The sequence below is a fragment of the Lentzea sp. NPDC051213 genome, from assembly GCF_044455585.1.
Taxonomy (GTDB): Bacteria; Actinomycetota; Actinomycetes; order Mycobacteriales; family Pseudonocardiaceae; genus Lentzea.
In genome coordinates this window covers 537,801-564,120 of record NZ_JBITEX010000007.1, presented here as the reverse complement: position 1 = coordinate 564,120, position 26,320 = coordinate 537,801, and the positions used below count along the sequence as shown (strand labels likewise).

Annotated in this window: 26 protein-coding genes; 11 read left to right on the top strand and 15 right to left on the bottom strand. The window is 67.9% G+C overall.

Features of this window, described 5'->3' with window-relative positions; translation table 11 throughout:
• Nucleotides 1–5 precede the first annotated feature (5 nt).
• Complete coding sequence (locus ACIA8G_RS31275) at nucleotides 6–293, bottom strand: Rieske (2Fe-2S) protein (RefSeq protein WP_396422270.1); 288 nt, start codon at nucleotides 291–293, stop codon at nucleotides 6–8.
• Nucleotides 294–422: 129 nt separating this feature from the next.
• Nucleotides 423–917, bottom strand: a complete 495-nt coding sequence (locus tag ACIA8G_RS31270; RefSeq protein ID WP_396422269.1) for a hypothetical protein — start codon at nucleotides 915–917, stop codon at nucleotides 423–425.
• A 381-nt stretch (nucleotides 918–1,298) separates the two neighbouring features.
• Between ACIA8G_RS31270 and ACIA8G_RS31265 the strand changes: the two genes are divergently transcribed.
• The 4 genes from ACIA8G_RS31265 (at nucleotide 1,299) to ACIA8G_RS31250 (ending at nucleotide 4,628) form a co-directional block, all read left to right on the top strand.
• Nucleotides 1,299–2,732, top strand: a complete 1,434-nt coding sequence (locus ACIA8G_RS31265; RefSeq protein WP_396422268.1) for a helix-turn-helix domain-containing protein — start codon at nucleotides 1,299–1,301, stop codon at nucleotides 2,730–2,732.
• The gene (locus tag ACIA8G_RS31260) at nucleotides 2,732–3,208 is read left to right on the top strand and encodes a hypothetical protein (protein ID WP_396422267.1); all 477 of its coding nucleotides are present in this window, start codon (nucleotides 2,732–2,734) and stop codon (nucleotides 3,206–3,208) included. Before ACIA8G_RS31265 ends, ACIA8G_RS31260 begins: the two co-directional genes overlap by 1 nt.
• A gap of 104 nt (nucleotides 3,209–3,312) precedes the next feature.
• Nucleotides 3,313–3,774 (top strand): hypothetical protein, encoded by a 462-nt coding sequence (locus ACIA8G_RS31255; RefSeq protein WP_396422266.1) that lies wholly within the window; start codon nucleotides 3,313–3,315, stop codon nucleotides 3,772–3,774.
• Nucleotides 3,771–4,628 carry a hypothetical protein gene (locus ACIA8G_RS31250; RefSeq protein WP_396422265.1) on the top strand — a complete coding sequence of 286 codons (858 nt, stop codon included), beginning with the start codon at nucleotides 3,771–3,773 and terminating at the stop codon, nucleotides 4,626–4,628. The genes ACIA8G_RS31255 and ACIA8G_RS31250 overlap by 4 nt, the downstream gene beginning before the upstream one ends.
• 44 nt (nucleotides 4,629–4,672) lie before the next feature.
• On the opposite strand, the gene ACIA8G_RS31245 is transcribed toward ACIA8G_RS31250, so the two are convergent.
• Nucleotides 4,673–4,864 carry a S1 RNA-binding domain-containing protein gene (locus tag ACIA8G_RS31245; protein ID WP_396422264.1) on the bottom strand — a complete coding sequence of 64 codons (192 nt, stop codon included), beginning with the start codon at nucleotides 4,862–4,864 and terminating at the stop codon, nucleotides 4,673–4,675.
• Between the two features lie 179 nt (nucleotides 4,865–5,043).
• Between ACIA8G_RS31245 and ACIA8G_RS31240 the strand changes: the two genes are divergently transcribed.
• Together ACIA8G_RS31240 and ACIA8G_RS31235 are read left to right on the top strand one after the other, a co-directional pair.
• Entirely contained in the window at nucleotides 5,044–6,006 is a 963-nt protein-coding gene (locus tag ACIA8G_RS31240; RefSeq protein WP_396422263.1) for a helix-turn-helix transcriptional regulator, read from the top strand.
• Nucleotides 6,003–6,920 carry a sigma-70 family RNA polymerase sigma factor gene (locus ACIA8G_RS31235; RefSeq protein ID WP_396422262.1) on the top strand — a complete coding sequence of 306 codons (918 nt, stop codon included), beginning with the start codon at nucleotides 6,003–6,005 and terminating at the stop codon, nucleotides 6,918–6,920. The genes ACIA8G_RS31240 and ACIA8G_RS31235 overlap by 4 nt, the downstream gene beginning before the upstream one ends.
• Here ACIA8G_RS31235 and ACIA8G_RS31230 read toward each other — a convergent pair.
• Entirely contained in the window at nucleotides 6,880–8,643 is a 1,764-nt protein-coding gene (locus tag ACIA8G_RS31230) for a LamG-like jellyroll fold domain-containing protein (protein ID WP_396422261.1), read from the bottom strand. The genes ACIA8G_RS31235 and ACIA8G_RS31230 overlap by 41 nt on opposite strands.
• A 93-nt stretch (nucleotides 8,644–8,736) precedes the next feature.
• Between ACIA8G_RS31230 and ACIA8G_RS31225 the strand changes: the two genes are divergently transcribed.
• Entirely contained in the window at nucleotides 8,737–9,456 is a 720-nt protein-coding gene (locus ACIA8G_RS31225) for a TSUP family transporter (RefSeq protein WP_396422260.1), read from the top strand.
• A gap of 19 nt (nucleotides 9,457–9,475) precedes the next feature.
• Here the strand turns inward: ACIA8G_RS31225 and ACIA8G_RS31220 are convergent, their stop codons facing one another.
• From ACIA8G_RS31220 to ACIA8G_RS31185, 8 genes are all read right to left on the bottom strand, one after another.
• Complete coding sequence (locus tag ACIA8G_RS31220) at nucleotides 9,476–11,041, bottom strand: alpha/beta hydrolase (protein WP_396422259.1); 1,566 nt, start codon at nucleotides 11,039–11,041, stop codon at nucleotides 9,476–9,478.
• 246 nt (nucleotides 11,042–11,287) lie between these two features.
• Nucleotides 11,288–12,259, bottom strand: coding sequence for an L-histidine N(alpha)-methyltransferase (gene egtD, locus ACIA8G_RS31215; RefSeq protein ID WP_396422258.1), 972 nt, complete (start codon nucleotides 12,257–12,259; stop codon nucleotides 11,288–11,290).
• On the bottom strand, nucleotides 12,256–12,981 hold the full coding sequence (gene egtC, locus ACIA8G_RS31210) for an ergothioneine biosynthesis protein EgtC (RefSeq protein WP_396422257.1): 726 nt from the start codon (nucleotides 12,979–12,981) through the stop codon (nucleotides 12,256–12,258). Before egtC ends, egtD begins: the two co-directional genes overlap by 4 nt.
• Before the next feature lie 3 nt (nucleotides 12,982–12,984).
• Complete coding sequence (gene egtB, locus ACIA8G_RS31205) at nucleotides 12,985–14,274, bottom strand: ergothioneine biosynthesis protein EgtB (RefSeq protein ID WP_396422256.1); 1,290 nt, start codon at nucleotides 14,272–14,274, stop codon at nucleotides 12,985–12,987.
• Entirely contained in the window at nucleotides 14,271–15,359 is a 1,089-nt protein-coding gene (locus ACIA8G_RS31200) for a glutamate-cysteine ligase family protein (RefSeq protein WP_396422255.1), read from the bottom strand. The genes egtB and ACIA8G_RS31200 overlap by 4 nt, the downstream gene beginning before the upstream one ends.
• A 249-nt stretch (nucleotides 15,360–15,608) precedes the next feature.
• The gene (locus tag ACIA8G_RS31195) at nucleotides 15,609–16,175 is read right to left on the bottom strand and encodes a YbhB/YbcL family Raf kinase inhibitor-like protein (RefSeq protein ID WP_396422254.1); all 567 of its coding nucleotides are present in this window, start codon (nucleotides 16,173–16,175) and stop codon (nucleotides 15,609–15,611) included.
• 245 nt (nucleotides 16,176–16,420) lie between these two features.
• Nucleotides 16,421–19,300, bottom strand: coding sequence for a PQQ-dependent sugar dehydrogenase (locus tag ACIA8G_RS31190; protein WP_396422253.1), 2,880 nt, complete (start codon nucleotides 19,298–19,300; stop codon nucleotides 16,421–16,423).
• Nucleotides 19,301–19,536: 236 nt separating this feature from the next.
• On the bottom strand, nucleotides 19,537–19,689 hold the full coding sequence (locus tag ACIA8G_RS31185) for a hypothetical protein (RefSeq protein ID WP_396422252.1): 153 nt from the start codon (nucleotides 19,687–19,689) through the stop codon (nucleotides 19,537–19,539).
• A gap of 152 nt (nucleotides 19,690–19,841) precedes the next feature.
• Here ACIA8G_RS31185 and ACIA8G_RS31180 point away from each other — a divergent pair, with 152 nt between their 5' ends.
• Nucleotides 19,842–20,435, top strand: coding sequence for a helix-turn-helix domain-containing protein (locus tag ACIA8G_RS31180; RefSeq protein WP_396422251.1), 594 nt, complete (start codon nucleotides 19,842–19,844; stop codon nucleotides 20,433–20,435).
• 31 nt (nucleotides 20,436–20,466) lie between these two features.
• Nucleotides 20,467–21,756 carry a cytochrome P450 gene (locus ACIA8G_RS31175; protein WP_396422250.1) on the top strand — a complete coding sequence of 430 codons (1,290 nt, stop codon included), beginning with the start codon at nucleotides 20,467–20,469 and terminating at the stop codon, nucleotides 21,754–21,756.
• A 205-nt stretch (nucleotides 21,757–21,961) separates the two neighbouring features.
• Here ACIA8G_RS31175 and ACIA8G_RS31170 read toward each other — a convergent pair whose 3' ends face one another.
• Complete coding sequence (locus ACIA8G_RS31170) at nucleotides 21,962–23,437, bottom strand: peptide MFS transporter (RefSeq protein WP_396422249.1); 1,476 nt, start codon at nucleotides 23,435–23,437, stop codon at nucleotides 21,962–21,964.
• A 142-nt stretch (nucleotides 23,438–23,579) separates the two neighbouring features.
• Between ACIA8G_RS31170 and ACIA8G_RS31165 the strand changes: the two genes are divergently transcribed.
• Both ACIA8G_RS31165 and ACIA8G_RS31160 read left to right on the top strand, forming a co-directional pair.
• A complete protein-coding gene (locus ACIA8G_RS31165; RefSeq protein ID WP_396422248.1) occupies nucleotides 23,580–24,143 on the top strand; it encodes a TIGR03086 family metal-binding protein in 564 nt (187 codons plus the stop codon).
• Between the two features lie 85 nt (nucleotides 24,144–24,228).
• Nucleotides 24,229–24,891 (top strand): glycoside hydrolase family 75 protein, encoded by a 663-nt coding sequence (locus tag ACIA8G_RS31160; RefSeq protein WP_396422247.1) that lies wholly within the window; start codon nucleotides 24,229–24,231, stop codon nucleotides 24,889–24,891.
• A 328-nt stretch (nucleotides 24,892–25,219) separates the two neighbouring features.
• On the opposite strand, the gene ACIA8G_RS31155 is transcribed toward ACIA8G_RS31160, so the two are convergent.
• Both ACIA8G_RS31155 and ACIA8G_RS31150 read right to left on the bottom strand, forming a co-directional pair.
• Nucleotides 25,220–25,675: a GNAT family N-acetyltransferase gene (locus ACIA8G_RS31155; protein WP_396422246.1), complete on the bottom strand. Its 456-nt coding sequence runs from the start codon at nucleotides 25,673–25,675 to the stop codon at nucleotides 25,220–25,222.
• 41 nt (nucleotides 25,676–25,716) lie between these two features.
• Nucleotides 25,717–26,217, bottom strand: a complete 501-nt coding sequence (locus ACIA8G_RS31150) for a DUF4262 domain-containing protein (RefSeq protein ID WP_396422245.1) — start codon at nucleotides 26,215–26,217, stop codon at nucleotides 25,717–25,719.
• Nucleotides 26,218–26,320: the final 103 nt, after the last annotated feature.

Genomic DNA, 26,320 nt, shown 5'->3' with positions numbered 1-26,320 from the left:
AGGTCTCAGGCGAGCACCAGATCTTCACCTGAACGGGCGATGGCAACCTCAGTCAACCCCGAAGTCGCAGGTCCTTTGCGGACCGCGCCCGAAACAGGATCGAAAGCGCTCCCGTGCAGCGGGCACGTGATGACACCGGCCGCGGGAGGGTTAACCATTGAACCCACGTGGGGGCAGGCGGGGTTGAATGCGCGGAATTCACCCGATTGAGGCTGCACGACCAGCAGCTGGGCGTTGCCGGGCATGTCCACCAGCACGCCGCTGCGCAAAGGCACGGAAGCGGCGGAAGCCACGCGATCACCAGGCCGGGCGGTCCCGACACCGCCCGTCTTGCGAGGAGCGGGCTCGCCACAGGCGCTCAAAGCGGCAGCGAGCCCACACAGCAACAGCACAGAACGACGATCCAGAGGCACGAGCGCCGATTATCGGCGCTGGTCCTCCGCGGCCGCCGTCCGGGCCAGTGCCAGCACGGCGGTGAACGGCGGGAACCAGTGCCGCGAGTGCGACGGCGGGTTGGCCCACCGCAGCGATCCGTACCTGGTCATCGTGGGTGGAAGCGCGATCCGGTGGGGCGAGCGCACGAACTGGACCTCCGGCGGCGCCTTCAGGTGCGTGGGCAGCAGCGCGACCAGCTCGGCGAGGAAGATCCAGTGTTCGCGGGGGCCGGGGATGACGGTGACGGGGCCGGCGAGCATGCGCGACTTGAGGTCGGCCAGCACGCGCGATCCGATGCGCGCCGGCATGGCTAGGGCGGTGGTGGCGGGCCCCAGGGGCAGGAACACGCCCTGCTCGGTGATGTTCACCTGCCAGCCGAGCAACCGGTAGCCGGCGACGGCCTCCCCGATCGCTCGATCGTGCGCCCTGTTCTGTGGGATTCCGGCACTGCCCGTGCCGGTCTCCGCGGTCGTGAGGCTCATCGGCGGTTGTCCTCCCCGTTGGTGGGTCAGGCACTGCAGGCCACGGGGATCGACCCGCCGACCTGCCGATGTGCAGGGTGCGTCGCACTTCGCGCCAACACCACTCGGCCGCTGCATGGGCTTCATGCAGCGGACGTATGAAGCCCATCCGCCGCACGGGGGTACCGGGACTGCGACACGCGAATCCATTACGTCTTATGCATGAGATGGATGGACTGACGATCACAGCTCCGTACACTTGGAAAACGCTCAGTGACGGGGGCGAGGCCGATGGATACCGCTAGACCCAAATCCAGGCGCGCTTGCCCGTGTGGGGCGTTCATCGCCGCTGACAACACCGATCGGCTGTGTCACCGGTGCCGCCGCAACGCTCGTTCCGGCGTGCACGGCCCACCTGAGGTACCCGGCGACTTCTGGGACCACCCCGCGATCGATGCCGCCTGTGCCGACCGGGACATGGGTGCGCTGATCTCCGCGTACCGCCACCACCCCCAGCACCTGAGCCGCGTCACGCAGGACCGCATGGCGGCGTGGCTCGGCATCAGCCAGGCGCAGCTCTCGCGTTACGAGTCGGGCGAGAACCAGATCGACCGGCTCGACCGGCTGCGGCACTTCGCGCTCGTGCTCGGTGTACCGGGCGAACGACTGTGGTTCGACAGAGTCGTCATCCCAGCTCAGGTGGGCTCCCCCGAGACGGGCCCGCCAGATGTGCTCGCCGCCCCCTGGGAGGCGACGAGCATTGCCCGTTCGGTCGAGGAGACGGCGAGGAGCGACTTGGCGATCAGCAGACGAGCGGCGCTCACCGGAGCCGCCGCGGTGACGGTGGGTTCCGCACTGGTCGAGCCGCTGCAGCGGTGGTTGCATCCGCTGCAGAACCTGTCGAAGTGGTCGTCGCACTCGGCGATCAGCGAGGAGGAGCTGGCCGCGTTGCAACGCGTCGCGGACGGGTTGCGCGGCTGGGGCGGGCGAGGCGGGTACGGACTGGCGCGCAAGGCCGTGCTCGGTCAGCTCGACGAGCTGGCCGAACGGCTCGGGCGCGCTCCCTCGGGCCCGACGACGGAACGGGCGTTCTTCATCGGCGCCGAGCTGTCCAAGGTGGCGGCGAGCATGTCGTTCGACGCGGGGCTGCACAACGCGGCCCAGCGCTACTACGTGCTGGCCATCCGGATGGCGAAGGCGGGCCACAACGACGGCTTCGCGGCCCTCTGCCTCGCCGCGATGGCGCGGCAGATGTTCGATCTCGGCCGCCCGGAGGACGGACTGGAGCTCGTGCAGCTCGGCCAGTACGGCACGCGCCGCACCGGCACACCGACCCTCAAGGCCCTCCTGCTCACCCGCGAGGCCTGGGCGTACGCGCAGATGGGCAAGATCCGCGAGTTCCACCAGGCCGTGGGCCAGGCGCAGGACAGCTTCTCGCACCGCGACTCGGACAACGAACCGCGCTACCTGCACAGCTTCGACGAGGCCGAGCTGGAGGGCGTGATCGGGGCGCGGTGCCGCGACCTGGCGATGCACGACCCGGCTCAGGCCGTGTTCGCCGAACAGCACATCCGGCGCGCACTGGAACTGCGCGACCCGTCGAAGGTGCGCAACCGCGCGTTCGACGTGATCGGACTGGCGCGCACCAAGATGGTCGCGGGAGACCCGGAGGCGGCGTGCGGGTTGATCAACGAGGTCCTGCCCACCGCGGCGAAGCTCTCCTCGGGGCGCGTGCTCCGGAAGCTGGAGGATTTCGCCAAGGAAGCAGCTTCGCACCGCCACATCCCCGCCGTGCAGGACACGAGGGACGCGATCAGAGCGATCCGGACGGCTTGATGCGGGTCGGGATCACCGGACACAGCAACCTGGTGCCTGAGTGCGTCCTGGCCGTGCAGGCAGCGCTGACGGAGGTGCTCGAGCGGCTGGACCGTCCCCTGGTCGGCGTGACGTGCCTGGCACCGGGCGCCGACCAGGTGTTCGCCAGGGCCGTGCTGGGCCTCGGCGGGCAGGTCGAGGTCGTCCTTCCGGCTCTGGACTACCGCGATCGGCTCAAGCCGCACCAGGTGGCCGAGTACGACGAGCTGCGGGCGGCCGCGACCGTCGTGAGCGTGCTGCCGCACATGTCGTCGGGCCGGCAGGCCTACGTCGCCGCCAACGAACGCATGCTCGCGTCGGTCGACTTGCTGGTGGCGGTGTGGGACGGGGTGCCGGCGCAGGGCAAGGGCGGGACGGCGGACGTGGTGGAGCAGGCACGCGCTTCGGGCGTGCCGATCGAGGTCGTGTGGCCACCTGAGGCACGCCGGAAGTCGTGACCAGCGCCGTGACTAGTCCACATGAGGGAAGTTCGTCGGCAACCGGACCAACTCCCCTCACAGGTCTGGCGGCCACCCACCCTCCTTGATCACGATTTCGGGGCATGGCAGCCGAACCGTTCGCCCGCTTGGCCGACCGCCAGCACGCACTGCGAACAGCACTACGAGCACTGCAGACAGCAGGCCCCGGCAGCCCGGACTTCCCCGCCCTCCTGGCGGACACCGACAAGGAAGTGGCCGCCGTGATGCAGGCCCGCCGGGACGTCGAGGCGGCCCGCCTGACCGTGCCGAACAGGGCGATCGCCGCAGGCACCGCCGTCGCGGCGCTCATCGTGGTCATCGGCTGGTTCGACGGCTGGTCGCTCCTGTCGCTCCTGCTCGCGGTCGCCGTGGCGGCCGCGGTCCTGGTGGACCCGATCGGCCGCAGGCTGTGGGAACCGCGGGCCAGAACGGTCGCGATCATCGCGGCTCTGGCGGCCGTCCTGCTGACCCCGCTGGCCAACGGCTGGGCCGCACTGGCCGTGCTGGCCGGCGCGGCGTGGTGGGCGTGGAAGGTGTGGCGATGAACATCGACCCGGTCAAGGCCCTGGACGACAAGGTCGAGCGCCTCAAGAAAGACCTCAAGTCGCTGGGCGCCCGCCTCGACAACGCCCAGACCGAAGCCGCGCAGCAGCACCTGAGCCAGACCAACCAGCTCCGCGACACCCACCGCAAGATCACCAAGAGCAACGACCGGATCGCCGAACTGGCAGAGAGCGTGCACCGGCTGGAACGGCTTCTGGTGGCGCTCAACCGGAAAGTCAGGGCGGGCGAGACCCAGCGGGCCGACTTCGACACCTGGCCGGAGATCACCAAACCGCTCATCGCGAAGATCCTCGCGGGCCAGGAAGCCTACGGGCGCAAGACGTTCACGCCGCAGGAGGCCAAGGACACCCGCAAGGCCATCGCCGAGTACGACCGCAGGGCGCACGAGGCGATCGACGCCGCCGAAGCCCTCACCACGCTGCCGCCGAACGCGGAAGCGTTGTGGCGCAAGAAGTACAAGCAGTGGCAGACGTTCGCCAAGACCGAACGCCCGGAGGCTCCGGACGACGACACGCACGCCAGGGACACCGTTGCCAAGTCGGCCGGCAACGAGGCCGTCGCGGAGGCGCGCGAGAAGATCCGCACCCGGATCGAGGACGCGGTCGCGCGCGATCTGCTGTTCCCGGCGTGGTTCGAGAACATGCTCGGACCGGCCGCACCGCCCGGCAAGGCGGACGATTGGCTTTACACCGCAACGGATGTCGTGTTGTACCGGCTGCTGCACGACGTCACCAGCCCGGCAGACGCGCTCGGTACGGCACCCCAGGAACAAGGGCACCGCAGAAGCCTCCACGACCGGTTGATCGTGGAGTGCGCGGACTATCGCAGGCCGTGAGGGGACACGCGGGCAGGGCGCCTCTGCCCGCGCAGTCACTCAGATCAGGCCAGCTCCAGGCTGAAACGCTGCTGTACAGCGTCCACCGCGAGCACCTTCACCTGCACCGAAGAGCCCACCTCGGCCTGCTGGCCGTGCAGAAGCCCGTGTGCACCGGCGGGGTGTTCGACGAAGGAGCCGAACGGGACGGTCGAGACGACCTTCCCGGAGAAAACATCACCAATGTTGGGAAGCATTGCGCATCACCTCCTCTCCCAAGCGCATCTCCAACTGAGAAGCGCGGGATCCGGAGGGGCCCTGATCAAGTCAGGGCCGGGCAACCGTTCCGCTCACGGCACAAGGCCGACCCGGCAGTCATACCAAGAACATTAGCCATCCCGGGCCGTTGTCCGCAATGGAATCTAGACTTCCTCACATGCTGGAGACGTCCGCGCGGTTGCTGAAGCTCCTCTCGTTGCTACAGGTGCGGCGCGACTGGACGGGGCCGGAACTCGCCGGCCGGCTCAGCGTGGACGTGCGCACGATTCGCCGTGACGTCGACAAGCTCCGCAGCCTCGGCTACCCCGTCACGTCGCTGCCCGGCGCGACCGGCGGCTACCAGCTCGGCGCGGGCGCGGAGCTTCCGCCGTTGCTGCTCGACGACGACGAAGCGGTCGCCGTCGCGGTGGGGCTGAGAACGGCCGCCAACGGCACGATCGCCGGTATCGAAGAGACATCGGTCCGTGCGCTCACGAAGCTCGAACAGATCCTGCCGTCCCGGTTGCGCCGCCGCGTCCAGGCTCTCGGGGCGCACACCACGCCCCTGGCCGCGGGCGGGCCGACCGTCGACCCGGAGACGCTCACGATCATCGCCGCCGCCTGCCGCGATCGCCAGCAGCTGCGGTTCACCTACGCCCCAACGCAGGGCGAGCCCACGAAGCGGCTCGTCGAGCCCCAGGGCCTCGTGCACACGGGCCGGCGGTGGTACCTCGTCGCGTGGGACGTGTCCAAAGAGGACTGGCGCACGTTCCGGGTCGACCGCGTCACCACCGAACCCACACTCGCCGCGCGTTTCCCGCCCCGCGAACCACCCGCGGAGTCCCTGGCCGAGTTCGTGTCCCGCCAGGTCGCCTCGAGCGTCTACACCTACCAGGCCGTGCTCACGATCCACGCCCCGCTGCAGGCCGTCGCGGACCGCACCTCCCCCACGGCAGCGTCGCTGGAGCCGATCGACGACAACTCCTGCCTGATGCGCACGGGCGCCGAGTCGATCGACCGGATGATGTTCTACCTGCTGTACCTGGGCTACGACTTCGAGGTGCACGAGCCACCGGAACTCGCGGAGCACGTGCGAACGCTCATCGACAGGCTGCAGAACGCGGTTAGAGTGCGGGAGTGACCGACTTCGCGACCGCCGCGGACCCGTTCCGGCGAGAGCTGCTCACGCACTGCTACCGGATGCTCGGCTCCCTGCACGACGCCGAGGACCTCGTGCAGGAAACGTACCTGCGCGCATGGAAGGCGTACGGCCAGTTCGAGGGCCGCTCCTCGGTGCGCACCTGGCTGTACCGGATCGCGACGAACGTCTGCCTCACCGCGCTCGACAGCCGCACCCGGCGGCCGCTGCCGTTCGGGCTCTCCACCCAGGGCTCCGGCCGGGACGACGCGCTGACCCAGGACCACGAGATCGGCTGGCTGGAGCCGTTCCCGACCGATCCGGCCGCGATCGTCACCGAGCGCGAGTCCACCCGGCTGGCCTTCGTCGCGGCACTGCAGCACCTGCCTCCGCGGCAGCGAGCGACCCTGATCCTGCGCGACGTCCTCAAGCTGAGCGCCGCCGAGACGGCCGACGAGCTCGACATGACGGTGGCTGCCGTCAACAGCGCGTTGCAACGGGCCCACGCGCAGCTCAAGGATCTCAACGAGGACTCGGTCATCGAGCCCGCGGACGCCAAGCCGCTCCTCGACCGGTGGGTGAAAGCGTTCGAGGCCAAGGACATCCCGGCGATCATCGCGATGTTCAGCGAGGACGTCGTCTGGGAGATGCCGCCGTACCCGCAGTGGTACCACGGCCCGGACATGGTGGCGTGGCACCTCACGAACCAGTGCCCTGCCGTGCCGCACGGGGCGCGGATGATCCCGGTGGAGGCGAACGGCCAGCCCGCCTACGGCCTGTACCTCAGAGAACCGGACGGCGTGTTCCGGCCCTTCAACCTCCAGGTGCTGGAGATCGGCAACGGCCGGATCACGCGCGTCTCGTCGTTCTTCGACCTCAGTCTGTTCCCGAAGTTCGGGCTGCCTTCGACCGCATGAACTCCGCGCGGCCGAGAGGCCGGTTCACGATGCGCATGTCGCCGATCCAGCCGTGCAACGACTTCTCGATGACCTTGTTGTACGCGTAGGCGCCGACGAGCCACGGGTCACCGGCGGTCGAGATGCCGCGCGCGGGCGTGGAGGGGTTGCGCAGCAACGGAGAACCGTCGACGTACAGCGTGGTGTGCACGCCGTCGTTGACCACCGCGATGTGCCACCACGTCCCGAAGTCCATCTCGTGGCCCCAGTTCGTGGAGATGCCCGGCAGGTTGCGCGGGAACACCGCCCACTGCAACCCGCCGCCGCCCGCGAGGTTCAGCGTGGCGATCGGCTCGCTCGGGTCGTCCCCGGTCTTGCTGGCCGCCGAACCGGGCGCGAGCTTCGTGAAGAGCCCGCACCACGGGTGGTCGAAATCCGCCGGCAGCTTCAGGAACAGTTCGATGGTGTAGCCGCGCTCGAACGTCTGCCTGTTCACCGGCGCACTGTCCACAGTGGTCAGATGGCCGTTCTTGCCGAAGTACAGCGAGCGGTGTGACGGCGCGAACCGGTGGTGGTCGTCCGATGCGGTCAGCACGCCGGTCTGCACCAGGTCGTTCCCGTTGCCGGACAGGTCTTTCAGGCCCTCGCCGAGCCGCCAGTACGCGACCGTGCCGCGCACCAGGACGTCGGAGACGGGCTGGGCGGGCGGCAGCACCGGCGGGTCGAAGCGGGCGAAGCGCTGCTCGAAGTCGAGCGGCACGCTGAACCGGTCGGCCGGTCCGGTCAGCTCGATCTCCTTGCGTTCCAACGGGTTGAGCGACTTCTTGCCGAGCAGCCACGGCGACAGCGTGCGCACGTCGATCGTCTGACGATCCAGGTCGAAGCGGTAGAGCCGGATCATCGCGCCGCCGCCGTAGTAGCGGTCCTGGTAGTTCGCGATGTGCACGTGCACGTCGTTGCCGGCGGCGTTGCGCAGCGTGGCGCGCGCCGGCGGCCAGAAGTGGCCGTTCAGCGTCAGGAAGATCTGGTCGTTGTCCTTGATCAGCTCGTCCCACAGCTTGCGGCCGTAGTCCGACATCGCGGCGACACCGTCCGCACCGTCGTAGACCAGCTCGTGCGTGGTGAGGATGACGGGCAGCTTCGGATGCTTCTTCAGCACCGCGCGCGCCCACTCGAAACCCTTGGCGGACAGGCGCCAGTCCAGCGCCAGCACGAGCCACTCCTGACCGGCGGCGCGGAACACGTGGTAGCTGTTGTAGCCGTCGGCGCTCGAACCGCGGTACGTCGGCGAGTGCCGGAACCGCTGCGGCCCGAACGTGTCCAGGTAGGGCGTGCGGCCGCGCTGGTCGTCGGTGCGCGAGTCCGGCAGGTCGTGGTTGCCCGCGAGCACGCTGTACCCGACCCGGCGGCGGTCGAGCACCTCGAACCGCTCGCCGATGTCGTCGATCTCGCTCTTCTCACCGTTCTCGACGAGGTCGCCGAGGTGGCTGACGAAGACGATGTTCTCGGACTTCTGGTGGTCGAGCAGGTACTGCAGCGTGGCCTTCAACGGCGCCGAGTCGCCGCGGTCGAGATCGAACATGTACTGCGTGTCCGGGATCACCGCGAGCGTGAACCGCCGCGCCTCGGGGTCCGGCCGTCCGGTGACAACGTTGTCGGCGGCTGCGGATCCGGGGGTGACCAAGGCGGCAGCGGCGGCGGTCGCACCCGTGCCCAGCAGGAAAGAACGGCGAGACGCAGTCATGGCGCGGATCGTAAGTGGGCTTGACCAACGGCGGGCGAACGGCGGGCGAAACCTGGTCGTGAGCCACCGCCACGGTCGATAGCATCGCTAACTATGTCTTGGGGGTTGGTGGTTGCTGCCGGGTTCGTCGTTGCTGTGGGAGGGCTGCTGCAAGGGTTGATCGGCTTCGGGTTGGCGCTCGTGGCCGTGCCGCTGCTGGCACTGCTCGACCCCACGCTGCTGCCGGTGCCGGTGCTGATGGTCGCGACCGCGCACGCGTCGATGTCGCTGGCCAGGGAGTTCGGTCACGTCGACTGGCGCGGCGTCGGCTGGGCGATGCTGGGCCGGCTGCCGGGCACGCTGGTCGGCATCTGGATCGTCGACGCGCTCGACCCGAAGGGCTTCGGGCTGGTGGTCGGCGGCTCGGTGCTGGGGTGCGTGCTGCTGTCGATCACCGCGTGGCGGCCGGAGCCGAGGCCGAAATCGCTGGTCATAGGCGGGTTCGCGAGCGGGTCGTTCGGCACGGCGACGTCGGTGGGCGGCCCGATGGTCGCGCTGCTCTACCAGAACCAGGCTGGGCCGCAGGTCAGGGCGACGCTGGCGGCGTTCTTCGTGCTCGGCTCGGGTGCGTCGGTGCTGGGGTTGCTGGTCGCCGGGCAGGTCACGAGCCACCAGCTCTGGACGGGACTCGTGCTGATCCCGTTCCTCATCGCCGGATTCCTGCTGTCCGGGCCGTTGCGCAAGCGGTTCGACGCGGGCGGGATCCGCAAGCCGATGCTGATCGTCGCGGGCACCAGCGCCGTGGTGCTGATCGTGAGGAGTGCGCTGCTGTAGCGCACTCCTCACGAACCGATCAGGCGAAGGGCTGAACGTTCGGCTGGTACACCGAGCCGTCCACCGGTGCGACGAGGTCGAGCAGGTACTTGGCCACGGCCGCGTCAGTGCCGGCCGAGCGGCCCAAGATGCAGTGGCCGAACGAGTCGACGCTGATCAGGCGCGCGTTGCCGAGCTGCTTGGCCATGCGCTGCGAGAACAGGTACTGCGTCGCCGGGTCGTAGTAGTTGCCCACCACGACGACCGGGTTCGCGGTCTTGCGGTTCCACGGGCCGATCCAGCGGTCCGGGTGGCGCGTCGGCCACGTCGGGCACGTCACCAGGTCGGACGCGGCCTGGTAGCGGCCGAACGTCGGCGACTCCTTCTCCCACTTGGTGGCCGTCTGCTCCCACAGGCGGTTCGTGCGGGCGAACGGCTTGTCGGTGCAGTTGACCGCGTAGTACGAGTCGTCGACCGTGTACGGGGTGTCCGGCAACGGGTCGACGTCCATGCGGCCGCCCTGGTTGTTCAGCGGCGCCGGAAGGTCCACAACGGACTGAGTGCTGAAAGCGGCCGCGGCGGCCGGGTTCAGCGCCGTGTGCACGCTCTGCAGCCAGGCCACCAGCGTCGAGAACCGCGGCACCGAGTACAGGTCGCCCGCCACCCGGCCCACGACGTCGGCCAGCGTGACCTTCGTGCCGTTCGGGAGCGTGGCGGGGGCCTTGGCCAGCGCCACCTTCATGTCCTCGAACTTCTGCCGGGCGTTGCCCGCGAACGCGCACTTGGCCGCACCGGCGCTGTCACAGCGCTTCAGCATCGCGTCGAGCGCGATCTCGAAGCCCTTGGCGCGCTGGCGGTCGTACTCGGTGCCGTTGGTCAGGCGCAGCTGCGGGTCGACGTTGCCGTCGATCACGATCGCCCGCGCGCGGTGCGGGAAGATGTTCGCGTACGTCGAGCCGATCAGCGTGCCGTACGAGAAGCCGACGAAGTTCAGCTGCTTGTCACCGACGGACTCGCGCATGATGTCGAGGTCGCGCACGACGGCCTCGGTCGACATGTGGTTGAGCAGCGGGCCGGCGTTGATCTTGCAGTAGTCGGTGTAGACCTTGGAGTTGCGGATCGTGCTGGTGATCTCGTCCTTGGTGATGGGCAACGAGTAGATGCCCGCGTTCACCGAGTCGGCTTCCTCCTTGGTGCGGAAGCAGCGCAACGGGGCGCTGCGGGCCACACCGCGCGGGTCGAAGCCGACGACGTCGAACCGGTCGAGCACCTGCTGCCCGAAGTAGTTCTTGGCGGTGGCGCCGCGGGTCAGGCCAGAGCCGCCGGGACCGCCGGGGTTGAGGAAGATCGTGCCGATCTTGTGCGCCGGGTCGTTCGCCGGGCGCTTCATCATGGCGATGCCCGTCTTGTCCCCGCGCGGGCGCGAGTGGTCGACGGGCACGTCCTGGACGGCGCAGCTCAGCCGAGCCTTTTCCTCAGGCGTGACACTGGCGGGAAGTCCGGCGAGAACGTCTGCCGCGCACTGCCCCCAGGCGGCGGGTCTGACGGCTGCGGCGTCGGTCTGGGCGGATGCCGTGCCCAGACCGGAAACGATGGTGCCGAGCACGAGCGCAGAAGCGAGAGCTGCGCGCGTGACTCGTGCTGATGCAGGAGATGACGTCACGCGTGCAGCCCATCACTGCCGGTGCAGCGTTTGTACCCGTCTATCGGAGGGTTGTGTCTCCAAGTGCCGTGACCGCCTTCCTTTGCCCCGTCTTTCGGTGGTCAGACGGGTGCATCGTGGTGCCGGCCCGGTGCCGCGAGGCGCCCTGCTGAGCGCCGGAAGACGCGGCGAAGGTAGGCGGTCACGGCACTAGACAGCCCTGGCCAAGGAGACGGCGAAACGGCCTTCGGAGTCGGTCCACCACTTGTGCAAGGAAAAGCCGCCTTCTTCCAGCTCCTGACGCACGCGGTCCTCGCGGAATTTCGCCGACACCTCGGTGCGCAGTTCTTCACCTTCGTGGAACTCAACGGTCAAGCCGAGCTCTGCGAGGGTCACTCGCATGTCCCGCTTGGCGCGCAAGCGCATCTCGATCCATTCCTGCTCGGCGTTCCACAACGCCACGTGCTCGAACGCGTCGACGTCGAAGTCTCCGCCCACCTCGCGGTTCAGCACGTTCAGGACATTCCGGTTGAATTCGGCCGTCACGCCCTGCTCGTCGTCGTACGCGCGCACCAGCGTTCGCTCGTCCTTCACCAGGTCCGTGCCGAGCAACAACCACTCCCCCGGCTGCAGCACATCGCGGACCGTGCGGAGGAACTTCTCCCGTTCCTCCGGAATGAGGTTGCCGATCGTGCCGCCCAGAAACGCCACCACGCGCGGGGATTCACCCGGCAGCAGCGACAGGTGCTGGGTGAAGTCGCCGACCACGCCGTGCACCCGCAGGCCCGGGTAGTCCGCCATGATCGCGTGCGCCGCGTCCGTGAGCGCCGACACCGAGACGTCCTGCGGCACGAACTCCCGCAGCGTGCCGTGCTCGCGCAGTGCGCTGAGCAGCAGCCTCGTCTTCTCCGACGAACCGGAGCCCAGCTCCACCAGCGCGTGCGCGTCGGTGGTGGCCGCGATCTCGCTCGCCCGGTCGGCGAGCACCTCGCGTTCGGCACGCGTCGGGTAGTACTCGGGCAGGCGCGTGATGTCCTCGAACAACTCGCTGCCTGTCGCGTCGTAGAACCACTTCGGTGAGACCCACTTCGGGTCGGCGGTCAGCCCTGCCCGAACGTCCGCACGTAGCGCGTGTGCGGCGTCCTCGGGCTTGAGATGAACGTCCAGCACCGGCTCGGTCATATCGGTCGAACCTCCACAGTGGATGGAACGGCGGTGACCACGTGCCGGTCGGGGATCTCCCGCCAGCCCGGGTCGTCGTCAAGCGGTTCGGACGCGAGCGTCACGCTCTGTCCTTTTTCCAGTACCCACAGGGCGTGTGTCCACGTCGTCCCCACGAGCACTTCCCCGTTGGTCAACAGGAAGTTCAGGCGCGACTTCGGAGCCGCGTCCGTGACCTCCTGGACGAGTTCAACAAGCGTTTGGGCCGGGTTCTTCCCGGTTTCCAGTCTGCGCCGCAGGACCGTCCACAACAGCGCGGAGTCGGTCGGTGCGTCCATGGTGAGCAGATCGGTCACGTCCAGCGCTTTCGCCAGCCCGGCCACACTGGACGGCCAGCCGTCGATGCGTCCGTTGTGACTGAACAGCCACGTGCCGTCGGTGAACGGCGCGCACGCAGCGTCCGCGACCGGCATACCGACCGTCGCCGAACGGACCGCGGCCAGGAACGCGGTGGACGGGGTCGCCGCCAGCTGACGCAGGTTCGCGTCGCTCCACAGCGTGCCCGCGCGCCGGTACCGGACCGGGCCGGGGAACCAGCCGACGCCGTAGCCGTCGACGTTCACGGTTCCGCCGGCCCGCATGTCCGCGGGCGCGTACGACTGGTGCTCCAACGAGTGCGGTGCGTCGTAGAGCAGCCCTGCCAAGGGCACGGCGGGGCCCAGGTAAGCCAGGTGGCGGCACATCTCTCAGGCGTCCCTGGCGCAGCGGAAGCCGGCGAAGATCTGCCTTCTGATCGGGTAGTCCCAGTTGCGGAACGTCGAGCGGACCGCGGAGGAGTCGGTGCCGAACGAACCGCCGCGCAGCACCTTGTAGTCCGATCCGAAGAAGACCTGCGAGTACTCGGCGTACGGGAAGACCTCGAAGCCCGGATAGGGCTGGAAGTCGCTGGAGGTCCACTCCCAGACATCACCGATCAGCTGGTGCACACCGCTCGTGGACGCGCCGGCCGGATAGGCGCCGACCGGGGCCGGGCGCAGGTGGCGCTGGCCGAGGTTGGCGTGAAGTTCGCTCGGCTCCTCGTCACCCCACGGATAACGCCGGCTCCGCTCCGTTTCTGGGTCGTGGCGGGCCGCCTTCTCCCACTCCTGCTCGGTCGGCAGCCGCTTGCCCGCCCACGTCGCGTACGCCTGGGCCTCGTGGAAGCACACGTGCACCACGGGTTCGTCCGGCACGATCGGTTCGGTGACGCCGAACGCGGTGCGGGTGAACGAGTTCCCCTCCCGCTGCCAGAACCTCGGCGCCACGAGCTTGCCCCTGGTCCGGTGCATCCAGCCCTCGTCGGTCCACAAGCGACGGTCGTCGTAGCCGCCGGCCAGGATGAACCCGGCGTACTCGGCGTTCGTGACCGGTGTGGTGTCGATGCAGAACGAGTCGACGTGGACGACGTGCGCGGGACGTTCGTTGTCGAGGGCCCACGGTTCGTCCGACGTGCCCATTTCGAACGGTCCGGCCGGGATGAACACCTCCGTCGCCGCGACGAGCTTTCCCTTGGGCGGGTTCGGCGCGTGCAGCACGGGTTCGCCGGTGCGCAGCTGGTGCGTGGCGAGCATCGTCTCGTCGTGCTGCTGCTCGTGCTGCACGATCATGCCGAACGCGAAGGCGTTCTCGACGAGCCTGCGACCCTCCAGCGGCACCTTCTCCAGCACGTCGAACACCTTGCCGCGCACGTCACCGACGTACTGACGGGCCTCTTTCGGGTTCAGCAGCGGTAACTCGGGCCGGACGCTGCGGCCGTACTTGAACGCGTCGTAGTACTCGTCGATGTCGCTGCGGACCGGTTCCCGGCCCCCGACGTCGCGGACCAGCCACAGTTCTTCCTGGTTGCCGATGTGCGCCAGGTCCCAGACCAGCGGCGACATCAGCTTCGAGTGCTGCCGGACGAGGTCGTGCTCGTCGACGGCGTCGGTCAAGGCAGTGGAACGCGCGCGCGAACGCAACAGTTCCTCCGCCACGCGCTCGCGGAGTTCTTCTGTCACAGCTTCCCCTCAAGTTCTCGGCTGATTGCGCTGATCTGGTCGTCAGGGAGTCCGGTGCGGGGCAACGCCTCGATGCCCAGCGCGACGACGTCCTTCGCCGCCCTGGCAATGCGTTCGTCCGCCAGTCCGTGCCGCGCGGCGGAAAGCCACCGCCCGGCCGCCCGATCCGTCGCCGCCAGCACACCGTCCACAACGGACGGATCGCTGAACAGCGCGACGAGCAGCGCACTCGGCGCGATCCACCCGCCGGGCGCGGGCGTGTCCAGGTATCTGATCTCGATGTACCCGCGCGGCCGGACCGGCGGGAACATCGTCGTCATGTGGTACTCGAGGTCGTCGCTGTTGGGGCTGCGGTCGAGGGCCCCGTCGATCCACTCGGCGAACGTCAGTCTTCGCGGCGGAATCCAACTGGGACTCGGCCCGCGCACGACGATCACCGGTGTGTCGAGGACTCTCTTCGCATAGGCCTGGGCCGGATCGGCGCACACAGCACTCGGTCTGGTGCGCACGGGATCCGTGCCGTACAGCGTCCGCATGCGTGCCGACGCCCAGTTCTCGTGCCTGCCACCGATGCTGGGCGAGTTCGCGAACAGCGCGTTGAGCACCGGCCCCAGCTGGTGCACGGCGGCCCACCTGTCCTGCAGGTGCTTCTGCTCGCCGAAGTCCAGGCACACCTGCAGGCCGGCGGTGCTGCACATCATCGCGATGCCGTCGCCGCCGACGTGGTTGAACGCGTGCTCCATCGCGGCGTATCTCGGCACCTGCAGCATGCGCGTCGGGCCTCTGTGCAGGTCAGCGCCCTTGTCGCCGAGCACGAGGCCGTGATCCGCCAGCAGGGCGGTGAGGTGGGAGATGTCCTGGGCGACCGTCTCGAAGAGGTCCGGGAGGCTGGTGCAGGGAGGTGTCGAGATCTCGACCTGCCCGCCCGGTTCGACGGTCAGCGGGGTGCCGCTCGGCAACGGCCGCTGGGGACTGTCTGGAATTAGTGTGGGAGGCGCGTGCTCACCGAGCGCCGCTGCCAACCTGCTCCTGTCGAGCGGCTGCACTGGATCTTCCGCGTGGTGCACGGTCCATTCGAGCTCCACGCCGAACAGCCTCGGAGGCCCGTGCTTGAAACAGACCGAGGCCACGTAAGCCTCGGCCTCAGCGCGGTCGGCGAACCTCGCCGGCGCCGGTTGATTACGCAACGCAGTCACGCTGCCACACTCCCCGTGATCGTCTGGCGCACTCGACGCTACACGCGGGGTCTGACAGTTGCACGCCCTCAAAACCTTACCGTTCAAGGATGTGCCCGGACGCACGCGTGCGTCCGGGCACGTTCCCACGAGGCGGAACTACGGCTTGGCGGTGGAGAATCCGGCCAGCTTGGCCTGCCCCGCCGCGGCCTTCTTCGCGGCCGCCTCCACATCGGCCACCTTCGACTTCTTGGTGATGCCGGGCAGGTTCTTCACCTTCACCGCGTAAAGCGTGAACTCGTACTTGTGCTTCGAACGCGGGCACGGCCCGAAGAACTGCTCGTTCACGGAGGCGTTGCCCATGGCCCGCTGGTGGGCGCCCTTGAGCTCGGGCTCCACGACGTCGTAGCCCTTCTTCAGCCCCTCGGGCAGGCCCTTGGCGGTGGCCGGGATGTCCCACGCCGCCCAGTGCTTGCCGCCGTTCGAGGTGTCGATGAACACCAGCGCGTAGGACTGGGCAGGCGCGTCGCCGCCGGTCCAGGCCAGCGGCGGGGAGATGTCGTTGCCGGCGCCGTGGTCGCCGGCGCACGAGTACTTGTCCGGGATGTTGCCGTTGTTCTGGTACGCCGTGCTGGTCAGGGCCAACGGGGCCGGTGCGGCGACGGCAGGGGTCGCGAGTGCGATTCCGGCCACCAGTGAGAACGCGGCCACAGCGAATTTGTTCACGAAACAACCTCCAGTTGAACGGGCGGCGGAGGTTTTGTATCTAGTTCCATCGGACCACCGACCCGGAACCGAGGCAATACGACCGGAGAGTTCTCGCGCATTACTCTGCGCGACGAGTTCGCGCGCCCAGTGTGTGACCTGCGGCGTTCACATGGGAGAACGATGCGGAAATTTCGGCCCGGACCTGTAGCGCACAAAAAAGGCGGGACCTCCGCGAAGAGGCCCCGCCTTTTCAGCTATTCACATCATGTGCTGGCGTTCGAACGGCCGCGCAGCACCGTGTTGGCGGTGGACGCGTTCTTGATGGCCGTTTCGATCTGCGCCATCGTGGAACCGGAAGTGATTCCCGGAACCGTGGCGGTGTTCAACGCGTACAACGTGAAGGTGTACGGGTTGGTGGAACCACCGGGGCAGGGCCCGAAGTACTTCTGCGAATTCGCACCGGACCCCATCGCCTTCTGCTTCGCCGCACCCTGGCCGGGCACGTTGAATCCGGTACCGAGGTTCTCCGGCAACGAGCGGCCGGAACCGGGGATGTCCCAGATCGCCCAGTGCAGCTTGTTGCCGTTGTTCACCCGGTCGGCGAACACGATCGCGTAAGCCTGCGCACCGGAGGACTCGCCCCACGCGAACGGCGGCGACGGGTCCTGGCCGGCCGTGCCGTCACCGGCACAGGTGTGCTTGGCCGGGATCATCGCGTTGTCCGCGAACGCCGCCGACGTCAGCTGGAACGGGCCGGGGTTGCCGCCGCCCTCGTACACGATGTCGATGTGCAGGATGCGGTCGTTGCCGGCCGAGCCGTCCTTGTCCGTCGACGTCGTCAGCCAGATGTCGCCCTCGCGGTCCACCTCGACCGTGCGCAACCGGCCGTAGGTGCCCTGGAAGTAGATCTGCTGCTCGACCAGGTTCGAGTTCGCGTCGATGCGCATCCGGTAGATGCGCGCGCCGACGGTCGTGGCCACGAACACGTGGTCGTTGATGATCGTCAGGCCCGACGGCGACGCCGAGGACGTCGACCAGGTCTTCTTCGGCGGGACCGTGCCGGAGCAGGAGCCGGAGGTGCCTTCACAGGCAGGCCAGCCGTAGTTGCCGCCGCGGTTGATCAGGTTGACCTCGTCCTGCGACGAGTTGCCGAACTCCGAGGCCCACAGGCGGCCCTGCGAGTCGAAGTCGAGACCCTGCACGTTGCGGTGGCCGTAGCTCCAGATCGCCTTGCCCGGGAACGGGTTGTCGGACGGGATGGAGCCGTCGGGGTTGATCCGGAGGACCTTGCCCGCGTTGTTGTTCATGTTCTGCGCGTTGTCGCCGTTCTGCGCATCACCGGTGGAGATGAACAGGAATCGCCCGTCCGGGCTGAAGCGCAGCCGGCCACCGTTGTGGAAGCGGTTCTTCGGCACACCGTCGAGCAACGTCGTCCAGCCGGAGAGCTGCGCGCCGTCGAACTGCGCCCTGACCAGCCGGTTTCCGCCGGAATACGTGTGGTAGATGTAGATGAACCGGTCGGAGGCCCAGTTCGGCGACACCTCGATGCCGAGCGCGCCACCCTCACCGCCGGTGCCCACGGCGCCGGGGATCTTGCCGATGACGGTCTTGCTGCCGCCCTCGGTGACCCGCAGGACGTTGAACGACTCGCGTTCGGTCACCAGCGCCGAGCCGTCGGGCAGGAACGCGAGGCCCCACGCGACGTCGACACCGCTGGCGATCGTCGTCACCGTGCCGGGGTTCGGCACACCGGTGCCGCCGCCGGAGGACGGCTTCACGGGGATCTCGTTGGAGAACGCCGAGAGGTTGCCCGCGGCGTCCTTCGCCCTGACCTTGACGTTGTACGTCTGGCCGGTGGTCAGGCCGGCGATGGTCGCCGAGCTCGCCGAACCGTCCGCGGTCTGCTTGAGCGCGCCGTCGAAGTGGATCTCGTACCCGGTGACCGCCACGTTGTCGGTGGAGGCGTTCCAGGCGATGGACACGCTGGTCGAGGTGGCGCCGGTGGAACGCAGGTTGCCCGGGGTGGTGGGCGCCTGGCCGTCCGGCGGCGCGGGCTTGGTGCGGCCGGGCACGTTGTTCGAGGCCTGCGAGACGTTGCCCGCGCGGTCCTTGGCGAACACGGTCCAGTCGTACTCGCGGTCGGCCTGCAGGCCGGTCGCGGTGCCCTCCAGCACGTTGCCGACGCTCGTGACGAGCTGGCCGTGCTGGTAGATGTCGTAGCCGACCACACCGACGTTGTCCGAGGCCGCTTCCCACTTCAGCGAGACCGAGTTGTGGGTGGAGCTGACGAACTGCAGGTTGCGCGGCGGCGTGGGCGCCTCGTTGTCCGGCGGGCCGACCAGCACGGCGGTCAGCTTGTCGGCGTTCGGGCCACCGTTGGCGGTCGTCGCCGTCGCCTTGATCTTGTTCGACCCGGCGTGCAGCGTGACCTTCGCGGTCCGCGTCTGCCACGTCGTCCACGCGCCGGTGCCGGGGAACGACACGGTCTGCGCGTTGGCACCGTCGACGGTCAGCGTGACCGGACGGTCGGCCGTCGTTCCGTTGGCATAGCGGAACGTGAGGTCGTGCTCACCGCCCTGGTCCGCGGAGATCGTGTACTCGACGGACGAGCCAACGACGTTGTCGTAGTTGACGAAACCCGTGCCCGAGAAGCCCGCGTGGTTGGATTCCACGACGCCCTGGGAGATAGTCGCGTTCTCCGCTTCCTGCTCGAGAGCGGGAACCGCGGTGATCTCGTCCACCTCGATGAAGTCGAGGTTCGGGCCACCGGTCGCGGCGGTCGCCGTGAGCTTGATCTTGTTGGCGCCGGCGTTCAGGTTCACCGTGTTCTCGACAGCGACCCACGTCGTCCACGCACCCGTGCCCGCGAAGGCGCGCTCGTCGACCGCGAGGCCGTCGTTGACGCTGACGTCGACCGACCGGTTGTCGGCGGTGCCGTTGGCATAGCGGAAGGTCAGCTTCGCCTGACCCGCCTTCGACGCGTTCACGGTGAACTCGACCGAGCTCCCCGCGACGTTGTCGAAGTTGACGAAGCCGGTGCCGGAGAAGCCGGCGTGGTTGGACTCCACGACGCCCTGCGAGATCGTCGCGCCCTCCGCTTCGTACCTGACCGGCGCCGCGGACGCGGCCTCAGGTACCGACATCACTGCCATGGTTGTCGCGAACGCAACACCCATCGTGCCGAGCGCGCGTAACGCTCGACCTCTGCTCGGTGCCACTGTGGTGCCTCCCACAAGACGGTTCGGGGGATCACTGGGAGCGGCGGCGGATTCAGTTATTAAATAGAAACTTTCCTAACTGTCGCGCAGATCACACCACCGTGTGACAGCTGGAGTCAACCCCTTGCCAGAACCGGTGGAAAGCGCTTACCAAGATCCCGTTACCGATCCCGGTTCTCCGCCAGTGCGGCGATGAGATCGGGGACCGCTCGACTGAGGAGCAGATCGACCACGTGGACGCCTGTGGATTCACGTCGCTGCCACCCGAGGCGCTCCACGAGCGCCGACAGCTTGATGATCTCCCGGGTCTCCATGGCGGCAGAGGATATTGGTAGCGCCGCGCGCGTCCGCGCAGACCCGGCCGAAGATCCACTCGAAAGGGATCGCCCAAAGATCACACGGATGGAGGTGTCCAATCCGTACGTACGGATTGGATTTCCCACCCTCCCCCTGAGACCATCTACCGGTGCCCAGGGTGAGCCAGGACCACCTCGATGCCCGTCGCCGTCAGATCCTCGACGGCGCGCGTGCCTGTTTCGCACGCCACGGCTACGAGGGTGCCACGGTACGCCGTCTGGAAGAGGCGACGGGACTTTCCCGCGGTGCGATCTTCCACCACTTCCGGGACAAGGAGTCGCTGTTCCTCGCGCTCGCCGAGGACGACGCCCTGCGGATGGCGGACGTGGTCGCGGAGCAGGGCCTCGTCCAGGTCATGCGCGACCTCCTGGAGGAACCGGAGAAAAGGGACGAGGACAGCGCCGCCGACTGGCTCGGCACGCGTCTCGAGGTGTCCCGCCGGCTGCGCACCGACCCGGACTTCCGGGCGCGCTGGGCCGAGCGCTCCGAACAGCTGACGGCGGCCACGTATCAGCGTCTGCTGCGCCAGCGGGAAGCCGGCAACCTGCGTGACGACGTCGACGTGACGGTGCTGACGAGTTTCCTGGAGCTCGTGCTGGAAGGTCTGGTGTCGCACCTCGCGATGGGGCTCCCGGCGGACGACATGGAGCCGGTACTCGATCTAGTAGAAGAAACCGTGCGCCGCCACCGCCGCAACTCTTGAAGGTTCTTCACTTACGCCGCAGTGTGGAGGCATGCCGTCCACGCTGAAGACCGCCGCCCAGTTCTTCGCACTCCGCACACTCGTGCGCGGCTACGCGCTGCTGGGTGATCCCTACGCGGGCGTGATCGCGTCGCCGCCCGACCGCGACCCGTACCCGATGTACGAGAAGGTGCGCGCGAAGGGCGACATGGTGCGCAGTCGCATGGGCGCGTACGTCACGGCGTCGCGCGAGATCTGCGACTCGGTGCTGCGGGACGGCAGGTTCCTGACCGCGACCTTCGACGAGGCGTCGATGGTGCCGATCACGCTGATCCAGGACGGCGAGAAGATCGTCAACCCGGTGCAGGACTCGTTCCTGATGATGAATCCGCCCAACCACACGCGGTTGCGCAAGCTGGTGCAGCCGTTCTTCACGCCGCGCGCGCTGAAGGACCGCACCGAGTCGATCCAGAAGATCGTCAAGACCTACGTGGACCGGCTGGACGGGCAGTTCGACGTCGTCGCGGAGTTCGCGTCGCAGGTACCGATCCAGGTGATCGCGGACCTGCTGGGCGTGCCGGACAGCGAGAAGGAGACGTTCGCGCGCTGGGGTTCGTCGCTCGCGGAGACGCTCGACGGCGTGTGGTCGCACAAACAGCTCAAGGCCCTGCACGCCACGATCATCGAGTACAACGAGTTCATCGACGGCCTGATGGACCAGCGCCGCCGCAGCCCGCAGGACGACATCGTCAGCCACCTGGTGACGCAGCACGACGACCTCAGCCGCGAGGATCTCGTTGCCACCACCGGGTTGTTGCTCTTCGCCGGGTTCGAGACGACGGTGAACCTCATCAGCAACGGCGTGCTGAAGGCCTTCGAGAACCCGCACACCGTGGCGCCGCTCGCGCAGAGCCCGGAGTACGCGGAGGGGTTCGTCGAGGAGGTGCTGCGGCTCGATCCGCCTGTGCAGTACACGATCCGCTGGCCGAAGGAACGCCTCGAGCTGGCCGGGGTGTCGCTGCCCAAGGGCATGCCGGTGATGTTGATGCTGGCGGCGGCGAACCGCGATCCACGGGTCTTCGCCGATCCGCTGAAGTTCGACCCGGCGCGGTCCAACGCGCGCGAGCACCTCGCGTTCTCCGCGGGCATCCACTACTGCATCGGCGCGGGGCTCTCGCGCATCGAGGGTTCGCTGGCGCTGCACGAGTTGTTCAAGCGGTTCCCGAACCTCGGTCCGGACGGTCCGATGTCGCGGCGGAGGTCGAAACTCATCCGCGGCGCGTTGCGACTTCCGGTTCGGGCGAACGAAACCAAACGGTCACTGGCGGTGAAGAACAGCTGACGTGGGGCGAAATTCGTCGCAGCACGTGCTCGACTTCACCCACCTGGAGCAATGTTCGTGCCCCAATGACACTTCTCCGTAGTGCATCCTTGAGGGCGAGAGGGAGACCCGCCGCACCGCCGCCGCGACGGGCCTCCCTCTCGCTCTTCCGGTCATGAGGGTGACCTTCATGGACCTCAGGTCCATGAAGGTCACCCTCATGGACCTACTCGACCCCGGCCATCAGCTTCTTGATCGCGGGCGCCGCCACGGCGAGCGCGACGCCGAGGACCACGGCCGCACCGCCCAGCGTGAAGAAGTACGCCGACGGGCTCGTCGTGTAGAACTTCACGAGCTGCGCGGCCACACCGGTACCGGCCGAGACCGCGAGGAACCACAGGCTCATCGTCTGCGAGGCGAACGCCTTGGGCGCCAGCTTCGTCGTGACGGAGAGGCCGACCGGCGACAGCATGAGCTCACCGCAGGTCATGATCAGGAACATCAGCACCAGCCACAGCGGCGTCACCTTGCCGTCGGCGGCCGAGTTGCTCGCGAAGTACATGAGCACGAACGACAAACCGACCAGCACCAGCGCGCCGGAGAACTTGCGCGGCGTGCTGGGAGCGCGGTCGGCGAGCTTCAGCCACAGCCACGCGAACACCGGCGCGAGCACGATGATCATGATCGGGTTGATCGACTGGAACCACGCGACGGGGAACTCCCAGCCGAACACGTGGTTGTCGACGTTCGAGTCGGCGAACTCCGCGATGACCGACGCGCTCTGCTCGAAGATCAGCCAGAACATGGCGGCCGCGATGAACAGCGGGATGTAGGCCAGAACGCGCGGCTTCTCCTCCGGCAGCGTCTTCTTGCTGCGGTACATCACGGTGAAGTACGTGATCGGCAGGACGATCGACATGATGCTGATCATCAGGATGACGCCCTTGACGCCATCGAGCAGGTACGACACCACGCCCAGCACGCCGATCGCGACCGCGATGGCGGCGATGACGCCGTAGACGCGGCCCTTCTCCTGCGCGGGCAACGGGTTCGGCGCCACGGCGGCCGAGCCGCGCAGGTTCTTGCGGCCGATCCGGTACTGGATCAGGCCGAGCGCCATGCCGACCGCGGCGACGGCGAACCCGGCGTGGAAGCCGATGCCGTCCGCGAGCGCGCCCGTGATCAGCGGCGAGACGAAACCACCGATGTTGATCGCCATGTAGAAGACCGTGAAGCCGGCGTCACGACGCGTGTCGTGCTGCTCGTAGAGGCCGCCGACGACGGTCGAGATGTTCGGCTTGAGCAGGCCCGTGCCGAAAACGATGAAGATCAGGCCCAGGTACACGCCCGTGATGCCGATCGGCAGCGCCAGTGCGATGTGACCGCACATGATCAGCACGCCGCCGTAGAAGGTGGCGCGCTGGCCGCCCCACACGCGGTCGGCGAGCCAGCCACCGGCGACACCCGACATGTAGACGGCGGTGCCGTAGATCGCAACGACGGACAGCGCGAGCGCCTTGTCCACGCCGAGACCGCCCTCGGAGACGGCCGTCCACAGGTAGAGGCCGAGAATGGCCTTCATCCCGTAGAAGGAGAACCGTTCCCAGAGTTCGGTGAAGAACAGTGTGGACAGGCCTCGGGGGTGCCCGAAGAAACCTTTGTCCTGGTCGGAGATGCTGGCGCTAGGGGCGCTCACGGCCATCGTCCTCTCGTGTCAACGATGTCACGGCGGATCGGTGCACATTACGCCGAACGCTCGTACGGTTAGAAATCGGGGTTGCGTCCAAGTGGCCCAACTCTCACTCCGGGGTGCGTAGTTGAGCCGGATTTGATGCACTGCTTGCGTGGACTTGATCCAGGCGCACGGCGTAGCGATGACGGAGTTCGACCGGCGGGTGCGAGAGATCGCATCGGACCAGTGGGAGCTCGGCACCCCCTGCCGGGAATGGTCGGTCAGAGATCTGGTCGGTCACCTCGTCTACGAGCAGCTCTGGGCTCCGGAACTGCTGGCCGGCTGCACCATCCGGCAGGTCGGCGACCGCTTCGACCACGACAACCTCGGCGACGATCCGCTGGTGTCCTGGGTGGTGGCGGCCGCGGCGGCGCGCGAGTCGTGGCTCGACCGCCACGCGCTGGCCAAGTCCGTGCACGTGTCGTCCGGCGTGATCGACTCCGCCGAGTACTGCTGGCAGATGACCCTTGATCTCGCGGTGCACGCGTGGGATCTGGCGCGCTCGATCGGCGCCGACGAGAAGCTGGATCCGGATCTGGCGTCGACGGTGTTGCAGTACGTCGAGCCGCGAATCGCCGACTGGAGCGGAACCTCGATGTTCGATTCGCCGGTGCCGGTGTCTCCGGACGCCGACGACCAAACGCGACTGATAGGACTACTGGGACGTAAGCCGTAGCCCCTTGACACCCGCAACTCCGGTTGCGCAAGGTAACTGCACCGCCGCTTTCAGTCAGGAAAGTTCCCTGTTGAAAGAGGTGGCAATGCGCAAGCTCACCCCGGGGCTCTTCGCCGTGGCCGCACTCGTGGCGTCGGTCCTGGCGTCCCCCGCCGCCGTGGCCGCCGGTCCCAGCGCCTCCCAGCTGCTGGCCAAGCTGACTTCCTGCCAGCAGATCTCCAACGGCAAGTACCGCACCGACTCCGAGACGGCCGCGACCATTCCGGTCTGCGGCAAGAACGGCGCGGTTTGGTACAAGGCCGACATGGACATCGACTGCGATGGCCAGCCCACCACCAAGTGCAACAAGAACACCGACCCGTGGTTCCAGCCGGACACCGCGTTCCACGACTCGAAGGGCAAGCCGCTGGTCGCGGACAAGCTCCCGTACGTGGTGGTGCCGTCGCCGAGCGGCACGTGGGACTACCGCCAGCACGGCATCCAGGGCGGTGGCGTCGTCGCGATCGTCTACAACAACAAGGTCGACTACGTGGTCGTGGGCGACACGGGCCCGTCGAACATCATCGGCGAGGCGTCCTACGCCTCCGCGGTGAACCTGGGCATCAACCCCGACCCGCGCAACGGCGGGACCGACGGCCCGGTGCACTACCTGTACTTCAAGAACTCGAAGGTGTCGCCGATCGAGGACCACGGGAAGGCCGTCTCCCAGGGTGAGGCGCTGGCGCAGAAGTTCCTGAACGAGAACTGAGCCTGTTCTCGCGCCCGTTCTTCGCCGGCTGTTTCCGAAGCGCCCCGCCCCGCATCCCCCTTGCCTCCTGCGAGACGGGGCGCTCCTCCCCCGGCAGCGCCGGTGAGATCCCCCCGATCCCCTTGGCGCATCGCTTTTGTACAGGCAAAACGTTGTCCGGTGTCGGAGCGCTTTCAGTGGACAACGAGCTCCGGACAACGATTTGGGATACACGGGTCACGAACAGCGTCAGCCCCGGCGCCGGATGCGCCGGGGCTGACGGGTGCCGGACGGATCAGCCGACGTGTGATCGACGTCCGCACCGGTGGTTGGCCGTGGGTGGACCGCTTCAGAACCCTGCCAGGGTCTCGTGACGCGGCCCTGAACGCGAGATGACCGTCTTCTCCAACGTGACGCACCTGATGCCTACGACGTCGAACTGCTCGCCGACCTCTTCGAACCCGGCGCTCAGGTACAGGCGCAGGTTCTCCTCGCTCTCCGCACCCGTGAAGAGCCAGACGACCTCTCCGGCGGCTTCCGCGCAGACCGCGTCGAGCAACCGGCGGCCGAGGCCCCTGCCCTGCTGGTCCGGCGCGACCGACAGCCGGGCGACCTCCATGCGGGCCTGGTCGACCTTCCCCCGGACGCTGCCGACGAGCCTCGTGCCGTCCCACGCGCCGAGCGCGGGCATGCCGGACTCGATGTGGTCCTGGATCTGCTGCACGGTCTCCCGCAGCGGCGGCAACTCCCACGCGTCGTACCGGCGTGCCTCGTCGAGGTACGCGGCACGTTGCACGGTAAGCACTTCACCAGCGTGTTCGGTGCTGAGCGGTCCGATGTGGACGTTCACGGCCCGGTGACCCCCGGCGTCCAGCTCTCCGGCAGCCCGCTCTCGGTGAGGATCAGCTGGTGCTCGTGGAACCCTTCCGGCGCGTCCGGCTGCCACGGCCACTTCCCCTGCGGGGTGGGCACGATGATCTGCACCGCCGCGAACTCCGACCCGTCGTAAAGCAGGTACGCACTGCCGAAGAACTCCGGGTAGTACCCCTTGTAGACCCGCTCGAACGTGAGCGGCACGCCGTCGAAGAAGTCGTGGTAGAGCTGCCCCGCCTGGAATCGTTCGCCCTGGCTGGCCCGCTTCACGTAGGTGTTGATCAGAATCTCGCCCATGCCCTGGTCGAGGCCGATGACCACGGCCTCCGCAACCCCGAACCGCCGCCACGCGCCGACCGAGAACACGTAACCGGCGCCCTCGTTGTCCGGCGGCACCGTCACGGTCGTGTGGCCGTGCAGGTCCGCTTGGGAGAGCAGGCGGGCCCTTAGTTCGAAATCTTCGTCCGAAAGCACGATGCCCAGCGTACGCAACGTCCAGATGTCCCAGCCCTGCTTAGAGCTGCTCCAAGGCTCCCACCTTCAGGCAGATTTGGCCGGAAACGATGGAGTCGTGGTG